The sequence below is a fragment of the Deltaproteobacteria bacterium genome (assembly GCA_019309045.1).
Classification (GTDB): Bacteria; Desulfobacterota; Syntrophobacteria; order BM002; family BM002; genus JAFDGZ01.
This window is the reverse complement of sequence record JAFDGZ010000018.1, coordinates 11,317-28,096: the sequence shown is the minus strand read 5'-3', so window position 1 is coordinate 28,096 and position 16,780 is coordinate 11,317. Positions and strand designations below refer to the sequence as shown.

The window sequence follows — 16,780 nt, the reverse complement described above, 5'->3', positions numbered from 1 at the left end:
TTCCTCTAACAACTATATGGATGGCATTTTGGCAACTGCTGTGTGCCCCAGCGCTGTCAGACCACAACTACTTGCGGTGTCTCCGTTACTATTTCCATACTCATATCCACTGCCCGAGCAGAATGGGTCAGTGCGCCTATTGAAATGAAATCTACGCCGGTCGCCGCTATCTCCTTGACATTTTCCAGGGTAACTCCCCCTGAGGCTTCCAACAGCACCCGACCTCCTGTGCGTTGGACCGCTGCAGCTATCATGCTCACTGGCATATTGTCCAGCAAAACCGCATCGGCGCCTGCTGCCAGTGCCTCTTCCAGCTGCTCGAGAGTCTCCACTTCCACCTCCACTTTCACAGTGTGGGGAATGCGATTGCGAGCTGCCCTTACCGCTTCTGATATGGCGCCCACCACGGCAAGGTGGTTGTCTTTGATGAGCACTCCATCATAGAGGCCAAAGCGATGATTGGCTCCACCGCCGGCACGAACAGCAGCCTTCTCCAACACCCGCCATCCCGGAGTAGTTTTGCGGGTGTCAACGATGCGCGCTGTGGATCCCTGCACACTTTGCACGAATTTTTTGGTCAGAGTAGCAATACCGGAAAGCCTTTGCAGGAAGTTGAGAGCAGTCCTTTCTGCGCTGAGCATGGCCCGAGCCTCGCCCTGCAGCTCAACTATCCTGTCGCCAGGGTTGGCAACACTGCCATCATCCAGCAATACGGAAATTTGCAACTCCCGGTCCACCATGCTGAATACGCGGCAGGCAACTTCAATGCCCGCAACCACCAGAGGCTCGCCGGCTGATATACATCCGCGGGCAGCAGTGCCGCTCGGCACAGTACTCGTGGTAGTAATGTCACCTGGACCAATGTCCTCAACAAGAGCCCAACGGATCAGAGATTCTAGCTGCGGGGTCAACATGGCTCATCTTTCCGCCTCTATGCTGGCCAGCCTGTCTAACTGGCCTTTGAGTTTCTGCAGTTTCAGGGAGAGTCTTTCAGCCTTCTGCCGTTCTTTTTGCACAATATCTCCAGGGGCTCGATTAATGAAGTCTTCATTGGCCAGTTTCTGCGTGCTTCTTGTCAATTGCGGCTCCAGCTTGCTAATCTCTTTCTGCAGCCTCTTTCTCTCTTCAGCAAAATCCAAGACCCCTGCCAGCGGCACAAATATTTCCAGCTGCCCCACTACAGCTGAGGCCGCAACTCTTGGTCTCTCCTGATCTGTTCCCACTTTGATGTCTTTTAGCCGCGCTAGATCTTTGACGTACTGCTCATGCGCCGCCACAACCTCGGCGGCAGCCTGAGAGCCAAGCACCACTGCCTCAACCTGTGCAGCAGGGGCTATGTTCATTTCTCCGCGAATATTGCGGATTGCCGTAATCACCCCCATCAAGAGATTCATCTTTTCCTCGGCCTGCTCATTGATTAGTTGGGAGGCCACCACTGGGAAAGGCGCTGTCATTATGCTCCCCTCATCCGGATGCAAGTGAGCCCACAGTTCCTCTGTAACAAAGGGCATAATGGGATGAAGCAAACGCAACAACACAGAGAGGCAGTGGGCCAACACCTGCTGGGTAAGGTGCCTGTTTTCCTCATCTCCACTGTAGAGCACTGGCTTGATCATCTCCAGATACCAGTCACAGAACTCGTGCCAGGTAAACTGGTAGAGCACATTGGCGGCGTCATTGAAATGGTAACTTTCCTGGGCTCTAGTTACCTGGTCGGTAACTCGCTGCAAGCGCGACAACACCCAGCGATCAGCTAGCGTCTTGACGGCGGGTACATGCTGCGGCGGAGTCAGTCCATCCAGATTCATGAGGGTAAAGCGGCTGGCATTCCATATCTTGTTGACAAAATGGCGATATCCCTCGATCCTCTCCTCAGAGAGGCGGATATCTCTGCCCTGGGCGGCAAATGCAGCCAGAGTAAAACGAAAGGCATCCGTGCCGTAGCGATCCATAATCACCAGAGGATCAATTACATTCCCTTTGGACTTGCTCATTTTTTGCCCTTCTGCATCTCGGACCAGGGCGTGGATGTACACATCTCGGAAGGGCACATCTTTCATGAAGTGCAGGCCCATCATCATCATACGAGCAACCCAGAAAAAGAGAATGTCAAATCCTGTCACCAGGACAGAGGTGGGGTAAAAGATAGCCAGTTCCCGGGTTTGTTCTGGCCAGCCCATGGTGGAAAAGGGCCACAGGGCCGAACTGAACCAGGTATCCAGGACATCCTCGTCTTGATTGAGCCTTGAACTGCCGCACTTTTCACATGCAGCAGGATCCGTCAACGCCACAATAACTTCCTGGCACTCCTGACAGTACCAGGCAGGAATTCGATGTCCCCACCATATCTGTCTTGATATACACCAGTCTTCAATGTTCTCGAGCCATTCGAAATAATTTTTCTCCCAGTTTGCCGGTATGATGCGCGTCCTCTTATTCCGCACTGCAGCCATAGCCTCAGCTGCCAGTGGTTTCACTGCCACAAACCACTGTTCGGAGAGCGTCGGCTCTATGACTGTCTTGCAGCGGTAGCAATGTCCCACTCGGTGTTGATAGTCTTCAATCTTCTCCAGATAACCCTGCGCCCGCAAGTCATCCACGAGCTTGTCGCGGCAAGCGTAGCGGTCCATACCCGCGTACGGACCGGCCTCACTGTTCATCTTCCCATGATCATCGATTACCCTGAGCAGTTCCAGCTGGTGCTTCCGGCCGATCTCAAAGTCATTGGGATCATGGGCCGGGGTAATTTTCAGAGCGCCCGTACCGAACTCACGATCCACGTAGCTATCGGCAATTATGGGTAACTCTCGGTTTACTATGGGCAGAATTGCCTTCTTGCCTATAAAGTTTTCATACCTGCCATCCTCGGGATGTACCGCGATGCCAGTGTCCCCGAGCATGGTTTCAGGTCTGGTGGTGGCTACCATAAGACTGCCATCACCCTCGGCCAGGAGGTAGCGAACGTAATAGAGATAGCTTCTGTGTTCCTCGGCTTCGACCTCCAGATTCGCCAGTGCCGTTACACACCTGGGGCACCAGTTGATGATGCGGTGACCCCGGTAGATGAGCCCCTCCTGGTAGAGCGAGACGAACACCCGGCGGACAGCAGCGGAAAGTCCTTCATCCATGGTAAAACGCTCACGACTCCAGTCGCAGCTCGAACCGAGTCTCTTGAGCTGATTGATTATTTTACCACCGTAGATGCTTCGCCACTGCCAGATACGCGCAATAAACTCCTCGCGCCCGAGCTGATAACGATCGATATTTTCCTTCGCCAGCTCTCTTTCCACCACATTCTGAGTGGCTATGCCGGCATGGTCCGTCCCGGGCAGCCACAGTACATTGTAGCCCTGCATTCTCTTGAAGCGACAAAGGATGTCCTGCAGAGTATTATTGAGGGCATGACCCATATGGAGGTCGCCGGTCACATTGGGTGGAGGTATAACGATGGAAAAGGCCGGTGCCTCACTTTGTTCATCCGCTCGAAAGAGATTATGCTCCTCCCAGTAACGATACCAGGCAGCCTCCACTTCCGCAGGTTCGTACGCCTTTGGCAGAATCGCTCTTTCCATTTCCCAACTACTCTCCATATTCGAGTCGAAAATTTTCACAGACAGAACACAACAGCTCCAGCCATGCCTCTCCAGTCATATTCATGTGCCAAAATAAAATGGGGATTATACCAATAACCCCCATTGTCGCCAACATCTCCAGGAAAAAACACCCTTTATTCCAAGGTTGCTTTTAATCTTTCAATTTCTTCTCGAATGATCCGCTGGACCACTTCGGGCAACTTCTCTTCTACAACCCGGGTAACCACAGCCTCTATCTGCTCCTTGACGAGGTCTGCAAGCTCTTCAGAGGAAGCTGCCACAGTCGTCTCAGCTTCCAGCTCTTGCGGTTCTGTTGTCTGCTCCAGAGCAGGCTCCTCTATTTCCAAATCTGCCAGGAAGTCTTCGCTGATTTCTTCGTTCGCCCAGGATGACTCCCTGGCATCAGAGGCCTCGTCAGCGCTTGCTGCCTCTGTTTCCAGTTCAGCAAAAAATTCGTCCGGCAGCCCTTCTTCCTCAATGGTGCCTGCCGCCTGCTGCTCCTCAGCTCCAGTCGGGTCACTTGCCTCTGCCAGCAATGTGGAGACATCCATCTCTTCAGACTCGAAGAGTTCAGCTAAAGCATCCTCAGCTTCCAGTTCACTTTCCTCGCCAGCAGATGCTTCCCTGTCCTCATCACCAACTTCAGTCGGCTGAACCTCAGCATGGCTTTCTATTTCCTGGTCGCCCATAATCTCTAATTGGACTTCACTGTCTTCCTCTTGAGCCACTTCCTCTATGACTGCTTCCTCAGAAGAAAAATCGTCCGATAGCTCGGTGTCCAGATCGAGGTCGTCCAGTGAAAACAATGGCTGCTCTTCATCCGCTGCGGGCACCTCCTCAAGCAAAGAGTCCGCTGCCAGTTCATCTCCCTCGTCAATTACATCCACAAGGTCGATAATCTCGTCCTCGATGTCGTCAAGCTGGAGATCAAAATCTGAGTTAAAAGTCTCCTGCTTCTCGCCGCTTTTTTCTTCTCGACTTTCGTTTGTCATAGCAATTTTCTAAGTTAATTTAAAATGTTAATCGGCTATTCGCAAAAATACACATAGCACATGGCCTCATCTACTGTCAAGGAGTTTTCCGCTTTCTCCTATTGGGCGCTCTCATTTACAAGCCTATAGATTTTCGTTATATTGTACCCGCCTTCTAATTGTACTGACAGTAAAAGTAATCATGCTAGCTGACTCCAGGGTATTGTTAACTCTCTTCTTCTGTGAAAATATTAAGCCGCTACATAGCAAAAGAACTGACAAAGGTCATTGCAATATGTTTGGCCGCATTTACGGCTCTTTACCTTCTTGTCGACCTTCTTGATAGAATTGATGACTTCCTGGAAGTTCGCCTTCCACTTAGCCGCATTGGAGAATATTTTCTTCTCAAAGCACCCCTTGCCTTGCAACAGGGGATCCCACTTGCTGTGCTCATGGGTACGCTCATCGCACTTGGACTCATTGCTCGAGCCAATGAGTTGACCGCCTTGAAAGCACACGGTGTAAGTCCTCTTCTCTACTTGACACCCGCCATCTTGCTCGCCTTGTTGTTCGGTTTTAGCGACTTCTTGCTCGCTGAATATATTGTTCCTTCCAGCACTAGCCGAGCCAATTACATCTGGAACGTAGAGGTCAAGGGCCGGCCCCTGGTAGGCGGCTTCACCAATGAACAAATATGGTACAAGAGCGGCCCTCGCATATATAACATTCGCGTCTTACACAGCGAGCGTAGTTTGCTTGAAGGCGTAACTATTTACTTCTTCGATAATAACTTTCATCTGCTAAAACGACTGGATGCCAGGAAGGCCCTGTGGAACGGCAAGAAGTGGCTCTTTTCAGAAGGCATACTCCTTACCCGCGGAGACAAGGGCATTTTCAACCTGAAGCATTTTCAAGAACTCAGCCTGCATTTGCCCGAAAGGCCGCAAAATTTCCAGCGCCTGGAAAAGCCCGCTGAAGAGATGAGTTTTGCTGAACTGCTCCATTATGTCCGAAGGATCGAGAGCGAAGGTTACGACGCCACCCGTTATCGAGTCGACCTCCAGGCCAAGCTCTCTTTCCCTTTCACTACAGTAATTCTTTCCCTGCTCGGCATAGCCGTCATACTAGTCCAGGGCAAACGAGGCGGCATTGCTCTGGGAGTGGTGGTCAGCATCGCCTTCGCTTTCGTCTTTCTGGTTCTCTCCCAGGTCCTCATCACCTTGGGCTACACCGGCAGTCTGCAGCCTTTACTGGCGGCCTGGACACCCAACCTGTTCTTCGGTCTGGCAGCCCTGCTCCTGTTAGCGCACGCCAAACTCTAGTCTGGATCTCTTGGCGACTGCTGCGGCAATTCATGAAAAGCTATGTGTCTCTCAACGAGCATACTACAATGCGGCAAGAGGACGGCCGAGTGCTGTCTGATTGGCAAAGCTGCAGGAGCCGATAGCCTATGCTGCCAGATGGATGGGGACAGTCATATCCCCTGTCCCGCTGGCTGATTGTCTAGACTTCAAGGCCGGGCCTCTAGGCTGCAAGAGAAGTGTGTCTTGGCTAGGTAGTCCCGAGGCTCCCGGTTGGAGCTTCGAGGAAACGTCCGGCAGTCAGGCTGGCATTCGAGCTTCCAATGCCATCTTGATCTTTCTTTTCAACTCGCTCAGGTCAAAGGATTTGACTACATAAAAATCTGCTGCTATGGATTTCATATCTTCTTTGAAGGTATCATAGGCAGTGGAAAGTATAACGGGCAGGTCGTAGAAATTGTTTCTGATATCTTGCAACAGATCCAACCCGTCATAGTCGACCATTTTTATATCGAGCACCACCAGGTCAGGTTTTTCGTCATTGATTTTCTCCAGCAACTTGTAGCCACCGTCTGCTGTGATGACCTCGTAGCCCTCTTCCCTGAGCTCTTCTGAATAGAGCAGCCGGATATGCTCTTCATCGTCTACCACAAGTATCTTTGCCATAATTCCCCCTTTTAACTGCTGAAGCTACCACAAAAAATCCAAACTTTTGGGGCAGCCGGCCTCCTGACGTTGCCGCATTCGTTATGAGTATCAGTTCAAAGGCCACAAACGAAAAAGGAGCCGCCACTGGCGTATGCAAGACTTCATTTAGATTCATCCCATTCACTCAACAGGTAAGGTTTCATCTCTTCAAATATCATGCACTCGTTTTCAATGTATTCTTCTGCCTGTTGGATCGACATCCTTTCTGTTTTCTTGATGAAGGATAGGATCTTCCCCACAAAAATCGGCTGCAAAGATGCCAGCATTGCTTGACGATCCTCTGCGCCACTCTTGTACGCAATGGCGTATCTGAAAAGAATTTGCGCCCACAATTGTGATGGAAAACTGAAATGTGTCAGCGGGAGTTCTCTAATTTCATTCAACTTATTGAAAATGTTGCTCTCCAGGATTCCCTCCCATCTCTGTCGATAAGAGGCAAATCCTTGTACAAATGCCTCGTAAAGACCTGATTCAGAAACTTCCAACGGAGGAGGAGCTTCGATTTCTCCTATACCGAATCCGAAAATCGCGGTGGGTTTGCTCCATTTTATCCTGCTCCAGAGATCTTGGAAATATATCATCAAGTCGAATACAGTTCCCACCACCTGACAAAACGTTTCTGGTCGCGGCGGTTGCACTTCCTTGTGTCTCTGCGTTCTCGGCTTCCCCAAGAACGATTGACAAATAGGCAATCCCCTGCTGATCGCTACAGTCGTCATCCAGACATCAATTCCTGCCTTGCCCACTGCATCATTCCAGGTAGGATGCTGCAAAAAGGTTTCCGCCAGATCACCCGAAAAGCCAAAGTCACCTCCAAGCGGTTGTCGCACCCGTCGGCCGTAAAGAGCCCGGGTAAGAGGATAGACGATATTGTTTGCCAACACACCATCGTACTTGTGACGAACATAGAGAGGACTGACAAAGCCAAAGCCTGCAAATAAAGGTTCCCCGAGGTTCTTGATCCACAGAGGGGTAATAGCCTGCAGATTGCAGTCCACCACTATGACAGCACGAGCCTGCAATTCCACAACCTTGGTCAGGAGGCTACGCAAGCTGTGTCCGCGGCCAACCATGCCCTGGCTGGTGGTCAAATAAATCTTAGGCACTTCAGTTGGCGTCTGCAAGAAGGCCTCTTTAGTGCCATCCTCAGAATAACTGTCACAGTTGATGATCACCGAGTTTTTGTCACTGAAATGCTCGACAAGACCACTAGCCGCCTCCCTCGTGGCGTAGCCTATGTAGTCCGCTCCGTTATGAGAAGGTATGCCGACCACAAGTTCAGCCTGTTTCACCTGTGCGGGATTTTCTTCATGGTCAATGGTTGCAATCTTTTCCACCTTCCCCGCCTTTCTATTAAAAAAGTACTGTAATTCCAAGTTTTTGTTCAAACAAACCTTCTGTTTTTTACCTTATCACAGGCAAAAAGTAAACTGTTTTCGCCAAGCCACAGTGAACTTGACACATTCTTCTCTGAGATACTATTCTGCCCACTCAGGGACTGCGATAGAGTAAAATCTTGACGCTGAAATGGCAGCTACAAGGCTGCTGCTGCAAGATAGGCAATCCCTTCATAGGTGTGCATGCAAGCCAATTTGCCATTTTACCTGGAGGAAAAGGAGACGCCACAATGCTTTTGGGAGCAAAGCGCAAACAGATCGTCACCTATGGTCAAAAGCTCCTCCTACATCACCTCACCACTTCTACTAGTGGAAACTTGAGCACCTTCGATCGCCAACAGAACCTGGTAGCCATTTCTCCCAGTGGTGTGGACTACAGGGAAATGACACCTGAGGATGTGTGTGTGGTTACCCTGGAAGGCATCCAGATGGACGGATCGAAAAAGCCTTCTTCAGAGCTACCAATGCACACGGCAATCTATCGTGCCAGACATGATCTGGATGCCCTGATCCATGTCCATTCGTCCTTCGCCAGCTCTCTTTCCTGTCTCGGTTGGGAATTACCAGCCATTCACTATCTTGTTGCTCTCGCAGGACCGAACGTTCCATGTGCTCCCTATGCCACCTTCGGCACCAAAGAATTGGCGGCAAATGTTCTGGCCGCCATGAGCAACAGACGCGCTGTACTGCTGGCAAATCATGGTCTTCTAGCTGCTGGTCCAGACCTGGCCACTGCCTTCTTGGTGGCTGAAGAGATAGAATTTTGCGCGGAGCTCTATTGCCGAGCTCTAAGCCTGGGAAAGCCCTTGATCCTCTCTCAGGAAGAGATGAACCTGGCAGAGTCAAAAATGAGACAGTACGGCAGACTCTTATCTTCCCGTCAGGAAGGACCAAAGTAGATAGAGATGGAGACTTACCATGGCAGCCGAGCGAGAAAGACAACAGAAAGAAGCCGAGTTGCGAGCGAAGCATGGCAAGACCTTACTAGCTGGAACGAGACAATTGTACGAGGCATATCCCGCAGCTGTGGGCGTGGCCGTCCTTTTCTTGGAGTGTTCTTGCCTCGTTCTACGTCCCTTTGATCAGAACGGTCGCATAGTTGGCGAAGCCAGACTATTTGCCCTGCCGGGGCACTGCTCTGCAGATCACCTGAGCACTCTGGACGAAGCAATGCAATCTGCGCCCTACAAAGCCCTCTTATGGAGAGATCAACCGGAAGAATTCGACCAAAAATATGGCAACGACAGGAGGGTAGAGATCGCCAGCAAATTGTTTCCCCCGCATGATGCTGATTGAGCAGTCGCAACTGGTTGAAGGTACAGGGCGGCTTGCCCCCAAGCTGCACAGATTCAAGCAGATATGGAGGAAGTTCTGGCTAATAGCTCTCCTGAGAGGCATTTTGCTGCTTCAGTTGCAGGATTTTTTCTAGTGTATCCAGGTAAACACCCTTCTTATCCGGAGGAGCCAGTCCCACTGATTTGCGAGCAAGCAATTCTGCCTGCTCGAGTTTCACTCGCCGGCTCAGATAGAGCCAGGCCAGATTATTGTAAGGCTGTGGATTGTCTGGAAGTTTTTGAATCGCTATCCTGTAGTGCCTCTCTGCCTCTGGCAGGTTCTCTTGCAAGAAGTAGACATTACCCATGTACAGATACGCCACAGGGTACTCTCTAGCGGCCCTAGTGTATTCCCTGATAGCAGAATGGTAATCACCTTTCTGTTCGTAGGCCAGACCCAGTTTCAGGTGTTCTTCAGCAGACAATGGGTCGTCTACAATTGTCAGATGTGGCATCGCGCAGGCAGTCAGCACCAAAAGAAAAATGAATGCAGCGCGGCGGCCTTTAGATTTCAACCATGCTCTTCCAGTCACTGTTGCCCGCCGGCTTTTCCTTTTTCCACCAGTAGAGTCCAGTTATGTGTTCTGCGCCAGAGGGAAAGGAAATATGGCCAGTCAATGTTCGTCTCTTGATGTGTCCCGGTGTTTACTACGACAGCCTCCGCAGTATAACCAACTACCACCATATAATGCAGCTTCCGCAACGAGCCAATGCCGTAGTCTACCATGACGATAAGCGGAGATCCCTGGCTCACCCTTTGGTAAATGTCTTCTACCGTGCCACTGTACCAGGTAGCCAGGAGGCCCCTGCCGCGTGCATACAAGGCCATATCCAGACCTAGAGTTCCCCGCAGCTCTTGTCTGAATATGGCCTCCTCAATTTCACCAGGAGTTACCTTTACTCCTTGAAAACTCATGACAGCGGCTAGAGAAGCAGGGCCACATTGATATGCAGATTGGGGATAGAAGGGAACCCCCTCTATCCTGGCAGAAGCATTATCGGCAGGTGAAACGGGTAGCACCCTGCCCTGCTTGGCCCGGCACCCCACAAAGGCAAGTCCCATTACAAGCATTGAAGCTGCTGTCAGGACCGTATAGTGAAAAAGCTTTCCTGTTGCTGGCGAATACAGTCGTCCTCCCAATTCCTTGCTGCAGGTGGCCCTATGAAATAATTATGGTTTTATCAAGCAATTTGAGGATCAGCACCACGAGCAGCACTATTACCAACAAGGCAATGATAACGCCGAGGGCATCACCACCAGGCGCCAGGGTATCAATCTGAGTGGCGAGGCTGTGGAGCTCTTCGTTGGAAAGCTGACCGAGTCGCTCTTGAATTTCCGTCTGGCTGTACCCAAGTGCTTCAAGCCTCTGCTTTACCAGTTTCTGCTCCAGGACTTTCTGGACTGTTGCCAAATCGTGCTGACGCAGGTCCGTAGTAAACCCCTCTGATGAACTGATAAATGAAGCTTCGACTCTCGGCACCAGGCTGAACAGGGACACCAGCACAACCATTACCAGGGTAATGCTTCTGAAGTACCTCTTTCTAGTCCACATCGTCGACCCCCTGCTGCGTTAGCCCAAGAAAAAAGATCTCCATGTACGCATAGTTGACTGTCTATTACAGGCTGGCCATTTTCTTGTCAAGAGGTTAGCCGTTTATGTCCAGGTGACTGCCTGGTTCATGCCTCGACATTGGCTTTGGCTTGGCTCATCCAGTCAGAGGTAACTAGTGCGGTCTCCCCCCGCTATTCAGCCTCCAGAGTCATTGCTTCCTTTGATCAGGGCTATTTCTACTCGACGATTCATCTGCCTGTTAGCAGGGGAAGTATTGGCAACTAGTGGCTGGTATTCGCCATAGCCTTTGATCGAGACCCGGTGCGGATCTACACCGTTTTGGGTAAGAAATTTGGCCACATTTACAGCACGTATTGCTGAAAGCTCCCAGTTTGACGGAAACCTCGTAGTGCTGATGGGAGTATCATCTGTATGCCCAGATACTTCAACAAGAAACTCCTGTTTGCGGGCAACGAGTGCAGCAATCTTACTCAGAATGGGCTTGAAGCTCTGAAGAAGCTCTGCTTCACCTCGATTGAAAATAATCCTCTCATTGAAGGTAATAACCAGGCTGTGATCGCGCTGCGCTACAGAATACTCATGTGAAGATGTGGTTTCTAAAGTAGCCAGTATTTCTTGGCGCAGGGACACCGCGCCCTGGTTCGCTCGGAGGACATCCGCTGCAAGTGAGGCCATGTGCCTATATGGTTGCAGGCGAGCACTGCCTTTGGCGGACACCTGTTGAGGCGCTCCGGCAGACTGTTGTGACAGATGAGTCCGATAAATTTTCTCAGATAAACGAGGTGCATGCTTTGTAATAGCATCAGAGTAGAGGAGCACAAAAAATATCAGCAGGACGCTGACCAGATCCACCAGGCTCCACAGAAGTGTATCCTCATCCGCTTCTTTTTGCAGCAGCAGAGGGTGACAGGGCCTTCGTTTGCGCTCTGAATTTTCAAGTCTTCTCAGCAGATCTTCATTGTCTAAGTGAGCCACTTTACTCCTTGAACAAAAGCTTGCGAAGAGCGAATCTTGCTGTCAATGGCGCTTCTCTGTTTGCACTGTCTGCAGGCACGGCACGGGGCATGCCATCAACATGCAGGTAGGATTTCAGTCGATAAGCCATGGCCTTCGAGTTTCTCTGCTCTGAAATGTCCATCACTCCTTCCAGGATGAGTGTCAGCGTGGTGGCCTCTCCTTTGACATATTCGGCAAGTTTCTTCCCCAGCGGCATGAAGAGAAAGTTGGCAAACAGCAAGCCATAAAAACTGGTGAGCAGAGCAAGAGCCATGCCCTTGCCAATCTCAGTTGGCTCCCCCAGGTGACCCAGGATATTGATCAGCCCCATGATGGTGCCTACGAAGCCAAACACCGGTGCCAGTTTTGCCAGGGTCTTGAGAATGCTTATCTGAGATTCTCTGCGGGCAAAATAGAGTTCGAATTCTTTTTCCATGATGTTGCGGATCTCATAGCGGTCGTAGCCATCGGCAATAAGTTCCAGCCCTTTGCGAAGAAATTGATTCGCGGTCTTGTTTCCTTCATTTTCCAGGACCCTGGCGCCGTGTAAACGAGCGAGACGGGCAATCCTTTCCATATGCTGTACAAGGGACAGCCGCTCATTCTCATTATAATGAAACAGTTCCGTCAAACTGTGGCAGAGATCTCTGATGGTCTTTATTGGAAAAGCCAATAAAACGCTCAGCATGCTGCCGCCGAGCACGAGTAGAGCGCTCTTGAGATTTACTGCCACCGAAGTTTCACCCACCACACTGCCAGCCAGGAACAGGAGAAAGAGTATGGCGGCTGCCAAGCACACTTTTTGCAGCAATGGTCTCCTCCTTTTTTCGATGTTTAGTCCCTGGACAGCAGTTCTCATGCCATGCCAGTTGTAATTGTAATTAATTGATATTACAAAATAAGAGAGAATATTTTCATAGAAGCACGAGGAAAAACTTGCCTAGCTCTGGGAGAGAATAGGTTAGATCTCTCCACCTGGGTAGAGAAAGCAGACCGGAGTCATGCCGCTTGCTGATACAGTACTGGACCACTGGATGGAATTTCATTTTTTCAAAGTATAGTCTAGGTTCATCAGGTTGCGCTGAAATGCTCGTTATCATAAGATTGGTTGCTAACTCTTGACGCCTTCTTCTGCAACTGTTTGCTCAATCGGCAATTATTCAGCGGGCATTATGACCATGACCAGCAGCCACGGCACTTCGCGACACCAGCACCCCGGCAGCAGGATGACTGAACCGCACCTCTGTCAGCCTGACCACAACAAGTCCTGTGCCTGGTGTTGTGGGCTTTATCAGATCGAGGGAAAGACCAGACAAGATTTGGCCTCTCTACTCCACGCCAGGACTGCTTGCTTCGCCCGGACGCCGCGAACAGTGGGACATATCATTGCCTATGCTGAACAGAGGCGGCAGCAGGAAGGCTTGCTCTTCTTAGATCCAGACTTCTATTCCTGTGAATTTATAGGATTTCTGGATAAAGAAAGCCGTCTGGTCGGCTGTTTGCTCAACCCCCTGGCTCAAGGCAATGGTGGTATTGACTGGCGGGGTCTCTCCTATCATGGTGGTGCTGCTTGCAGCAAGTACTTCTGTGCCGGTTTCAGGAAGCTATCAGTCTTGCAGAAAAGAATAGTTGTCAGGGCAATCCAGGACTGGTACCTCTATGGTCTAGTGGTGCCGGGCATCGCCTATATTCTCAGCTTCTTCCGTTTATTTGCTATTTTTACCCACCAGAAGGTACACCTCAATCAGCTATTGTCTCCATCTGCATTGAGTTATGTACGTCAGTTTTTCGGATGGAAATTGGACTGGCCATACAGAAGTTCTGCTCCTTCCGGTGGGTGCCTATACTCAGGGCCGATTGACAGAGCTGCACACGACTCCAGTTGTGCCATCGCCACAGACACCTACACCGCCTCTGTAGAAACAGTATTTCACTGCCTGGATTCAACCTTTCCCTCGGCACAGGCAAAAAAAGAGGCGCAAGAGCAGCTGGAGACATTTTTTATCCGATTGAAAAAGGTCCTCGCCGAGCAAGAAGCCAACAGCCCGTTCGGCACCACAGGAGAATTAACCACTTGAAGGCGGTATTGTTTATCTGTTTTGGCAACGCTTGCCGGAGTATCCTTGCAGAAGCCCTTACAAGGCATTACTGGGGCAGTTCACTGGAGGTAGCCTCGGCTGGCTTGTGCCCTCTGGGCTCTATCCCCGCTGAGACCAAAAAGGTTCTCCAGGAAATCGCAGTTTCTATCCGAGGTCTGCGGTCCAAAGGTATTGCCGAAGTGGATATTGCTCGATTCGATCTGATTGTAAATCTTACTTCACAACTATTGCCAGAAGAAGTGCTTCACGAGAACCCGCAGAAACTGGTGATCAATTGGCGTGTGAGAGACCCCTATATGGAGAGTTTGGCTTCTTTCAGACAGGCAAGAGACACGATAGAATGGCTGGTGCTCGAAAAATTACCGCTGTGGCTGGGTATAAGGTGATTTTATTACAGTCATGAGTTTCAGGGGATCTTGGTCACCCCCCTGGAGAGAAATCTTCCTGGAGACCTCAATGGCAGAGTGATTCTGCACTGATATTCAGCAAGTGAAAATGTTCCCGCCAAAGTCCTGATCAAGGCCTGGATCATGCAGAGTATAGCATCCTTGTCTTGCTTGAAGGGTTGAAATCCAGAGGAGCGAAAAGAGAGGACCAGTTCGCAGCCTTGCGATTTCACTTCTACCTTACAACCCTGTTTACCGTTTCTGATTACGTAATCTCTGACTTCTGCCAGAAGAAATGAGACGCAGTCCGCAGGCAGTTCAGTCTCCGTCCATCGCACATCGTCTGCTATCTGTACTGTAAACATGGCATTTCGATAAAACTCTTGCATGTAGTCGTCAACAGTACGAGATTCTACTTTGGCTAGATCGCCATTCGTCCGGAGATAACTCATATACTGCATGAGTTTGGCAATTTCCATTTCAAGAGATTCAATAGAAGTGAGGGCCATTTCGGCATTGCGTTGTATCTCATTAAAATCTGTCGAGTTTTTCAGAATTCTGTTGATTCTACCCCCGGCTATCTGCAGATAATTGCGAAGAATATCCTGGAGACCATTCAAAATACCGTAGAAATCGCAGCCATTATTGAAACCATTAGTATCTAAGCAATCAATATATCTATTGATACTTTTCTGACATTCTTTCAGGAACGATGCTTCCAGAACATTGAATCCCCCTTCTTGAGGCCCAGCCTTGTCAATGACAATCAGGTACTTAACAGTACGGTTGCCAACTGGTATAACTGCTACGGACTTGATGTCTTTATTTACCACATGCTGATACATATACGCGGTTAGAGGATCGGCCTTTGCATCATTGACGATCACCACTTCTCTATTCTTGATCGCCCTGGTGAGAGCTTTTTTTTCTACTGGTTTCAAAAGATGGCCGATACTGCCGACTCCATGCCGTTCACTTTCAGCTGGTTCACCGTAAGTAATCTTGTAAATATCACGCTCTAATATTCTTATGACTACAAATTGTTCATTTCCGGGCGTTATGGTGGAGGCTATTCTAAAGGCAAATTTATCTATGGATCCTTCGAGAGTCTTTCCTTCAAGAAAATCAGATCCTAGTTGTCGTAGTGTTTGCAGAGAGTACTCGATGAACTCTTTTTCGCTCCCCTGGCCCATTGACCAACCCTTTCGCACGTCACTTCCATGTCTCTCAGGCTGTTAGTTCACCATCCTTTTGTCTTGTTTCTAGATAAAAAACAAATTCCATGCCAAATTAAGTCCAAGCCAATAACAAATTGTTATTTATGGTATTTTTCTTGTCACATTTCAAGGAACCGGAATGAGGCAGGGTAAAAGCTTTCTCAACTGTTGCAGAATATTCTCCTCTTCCTCAAGGGAAGTGTAAAAGTTTTCCTATTTCTCTTTGTCCTTCCACACATGCCTCTCGCGCAATAGAGTCGACAATATAACATTGGCGAAATTAATGCTGAAAGCATGTCCCTGTCAAGTAAAATATATGAGGTTTCTATGTGGCAATAAAATTTCTACGTAAATTTTAACTCCCACTTGCAATAATTTGCAAGTCTCTTGTACCAAATCTCTTGCAGAACACTTTGTCCCCAAAACTCCATCTCTTTGCTGGCAACAGATGGCCGCAAGATGTGAATCTGGACTGAAGTTCCTCTTCCGCCGTTCAAATGTCTCAACTATACACGCAGCGACTAAACAGTTTGCAAGAGCGTCTCCTGCTTGCCGACGCCATCTTTTTCGGCTGTGTCACCTGCGCCAAAACCTTTGTCTACCACCGATGTGCCTGTACAATTGCCCGGGATAGCAAGAGAAACTCTCAGCACTAGTATAATCTCCTCGTGAGTTTGTATGTTTCAGCTACTGCCAGAATCACGATGGAGGAGAGACCGTTCGGTCGTCATGTGGCACCACAGCACCCGAGTCCATAGAACGCGTGAGCAGTCTAGTGCTCGTTGTCGCCTTCACCACCAGTCTGGAGTTTGCCCCGGCAATCAGATCTGGCAGCTCATTAACAAGATGCCCGAAGCAGGACAGCAGGAGGCGCGTCTCATTTCATGGGGTCAGAGCAGCATCTGGTGGCTTCGTGCATGAACTGAGCCGAGCTCTCCTGTCAGTTGTCATGGTGGCAAGGGGCTTTGACCTCACCAGCCGGGGCCCTGAAGCACGATGACAGAGGATACTCTTTGTCGCAGTCCCAGCAATAAACAGTTTCCTCGCCTGGAGACCAGGACACATGCTTATGCCCGCATGGGCAATGCTTGGGATTTTCTGGGGGGTAGGACTTCTTCACAACGGCCACGCGGGTTGTGGTTCAAAATGTGCGAAAGCTCTTTCCAGGCATCTGCGCTGCCAGCCTGTGTGCACCTGAATACCT

16 protein-coding genes are annotated in these 16,780 nt (G+C 49.9%); 5 read left to right on the top strand and 11 right to left on the bottom strand.

The features are described 5' to 3' along the window. Positions 1-56: 56 nt before the first annotated feature. The 3 genes from nadC to JRI89_05670 all read right to left on the bottom strand — a co-directional run bounded on the left by nadC (position 57) and on the right by JRI89_05670 (position 4,585). Positions 57-914 carry a carboxylating nicotinate-nucleotide diphosphorylase gene (gene nadC / locus JRI89_05680; protein ID MBW2070730.1) on the bottom strand — a complete coding sequence of 286 codons (858 nt, stop codon included), beginning with the start codon at positions 912-914 and terminating at the stop codon, positions 57-59. 3 nt (positions 915-917) lie between these two features. Beyond that, positions 918-3,572, bottom strand: coding sequence for a valine--tRNA ligase (locus JRI89_05675; protein MBW2070729.1), 2,655 nt, complete (start codon positions 3,570-3,572; stop codon positions 918-920). 155 nt (positions 3,573-3,727) lie between these two features. Beyond that, on the bottom strand, positions 3,728-4,585 hold the full coding sequence (locus JRI89_05670) for a hypothetical protein (protein MBW2070728.1): 858 nt from the start codon (positions 4,583-4,585) through the stop codon (positions 3,728-3,730). A gap of 221 nt (positions 4,586-4,806) precedes the next feature. On the opposite strand from JRI89_05670, the gene lptG reads away from it, so the two are divergent. Beyond that, the gene (lptG, locus tag JRI89_05665; GenBank protein MBW2070727.1) at positions 4,807-5,886 is read left to right on the top strand and encodes an LPS export ABC transporter permease LptG; all 1,080 of its coding nucleotides are present in this window, start codon (positions 4,807-4,809) and stop codon (positions 5,884-5,886) included. Between the two features lie 279 nt (positions 5,887-6,165). On the opposite strand, the gene JRI89_05660 is transcribed toward lptG, so the two are convergent. Together JRI89_05660 and JRI89_05655 are read right to left on the bottom strand one after the other, a co-directional pair. Next, positions 6,166-6,531, bottom strand: coding sequence for a response regulator (locus JRI89_05660; protein ID MBW2070726.1), 366 nt, complete (start codon positions 6,529-6,531; stop codon positions 6,166-6,168). A 143-nt stretch (positions 6,532-6,674) separates the two neighbouring features. Continuing rightward, positions 6,675-7,901, bottom strand: coding sequence for a glycosyl transferase (locus tag JRI89_05655; protein MBW2070725.1), 1,227 nt, complete (start codon positions 7,899-7,901; stop codon positions 6,675-6,677). 299 nt (positions 7,902-8,200) lie between these two features. Between JRI89_05655 and JRI89_05650 the strand changes: the two genes are divergently transcribed. Next, on the top strand, positions 8,201-8,869 hold the full coding sequence (locus JRI89_05650) for an L-fuculose-phosphate aldolase (GenBank protein ID MBW2070724.1): 669 nt from the start codon (positions 8,201-8,203) through the stop codon (positions 8,867-8,869). Between the two features lie 19 nt (positions 8,870-8,888). Continuing rightward, complete coding sequence (locus JRI89_05645) at positions 8,889-9,266, top strand: hypothetical protein (protein MBW2070723.1); 378 nt, start codon at positions 8,889-8,891, stop codon at positions 9,264-9,266. Between the two features lie 79 nt (positions 9,267-9,345). Here the strand turns inward: JRI89_05645 and JRI89_05640 are convergent, their stop codons facing one another. The 5 genes from JRI89_05640 to JRI89_05620 all read right to left on the bottom strand — a co-directional run bounded on the left by JRI89_05640 (position 9,346) and on the right by JRI89_05620 (position 12,733). Continuing rightward, a complete protein-coding gene (locus tag JRI89_05640) occupies positions 9,346-9,759 on the bottom strand; it encodes a tetratricopeptide repeat protein (protein ID MBW2070722.1) in 414 nt (137 codons plus the stop codon). Positions 9,760-9,833: 74 nt separating this feature from the next. Then, positions 9,834-10,376 (bottom strand): C39 family peptidase, encoded by a 543-nt coding sequence (locus JRI89_05635; protein ID MBW2070721.1) that lies wholly within the window; start codon positions 10,374-10,376, stop codon positions 9,834-9,836. 88 nt (positions 10,377-10,464) lie between these two features. Then, positions 10,465-10,857, bottom strand: coding sequence for a PA2779 family protein (locus JRI89_05630; protein ID MBW2070720.1), 393 nt, complete (start codon positions 10,855-10,857; stop codon positions 10,465-10,467). Positions 10,858-11,052: 195 nt separating this feature from the next. After that, the gene (locus tag JRI89_05625) at positions 11,053-11,853 is read right to left on the bottom strand and encodes a flagellar motor protein MotB (GenBank protein ID MBW2070719.1); all 801 of its coding nucleotides are present in this window, start codon (positions 11,851-11,853) and stop codon (positions 11,053-11,055) included. Position 11,854: 1 nt separating this feature from the next. Continuing rightward, positions 11,855-12,733 (bottom strand): MotA/TolQ/ExbB proton channel family protein, encoded by an 879-nt coding sequence (locus JRI89_05620; GenBank protein ID MBW2070718.1) that lies wholly within the window; start codon positions 12,731-12,733, stop codon positions 11,855-11,857. A 313-nt stretch (positions 12,734-13,046) separates the two neighbouring features. On the opposite strand from JRI89_05620, the gene JRI89_05615 reads away from it, so the two are divergent. Then, positions 13,047-13,952 (top strand): hypothetical protein, encoded by a 906-nt coding sequence (locus JRI89_05615; GenBank protein MBW2070717.1) that lies wholly within the window; start codon positions 13,047-13,049, stop codon positions 13,950-13,952. Further along, on the top strand, positions 13,949-14,359 hold the full coding sequence (locus JRI89_05610; GenBank protein MBW2070716.1) for a low molecular weight phosphatase family protein: 411 nt from the start codon (positions 13,949-13,951) through the stop codon (positions 14,357-14,359). Before JRI89_05615 ends, JRI89_05610 begins: the two co-directional genes overlap by 4 nt. 20 nt (positions 14,360-14,379) lie before the next feature. Here the strand turns inward: JRI89_05610 and JRI89_05605 are convergent, their stop codons facing one another. Next, on the bottom strand, positions 14,380-15,570 hold the full coding sequence (locus JRI89_05605) for a hypothetical protein (protein MBW2070715.1): 1,191 nt from the start codon (positions 15,568-15,570) through the stop codon (positions 14,380-14,382). Positions 15,571-16,780: the final 1,210 nt, after the last annotated feature.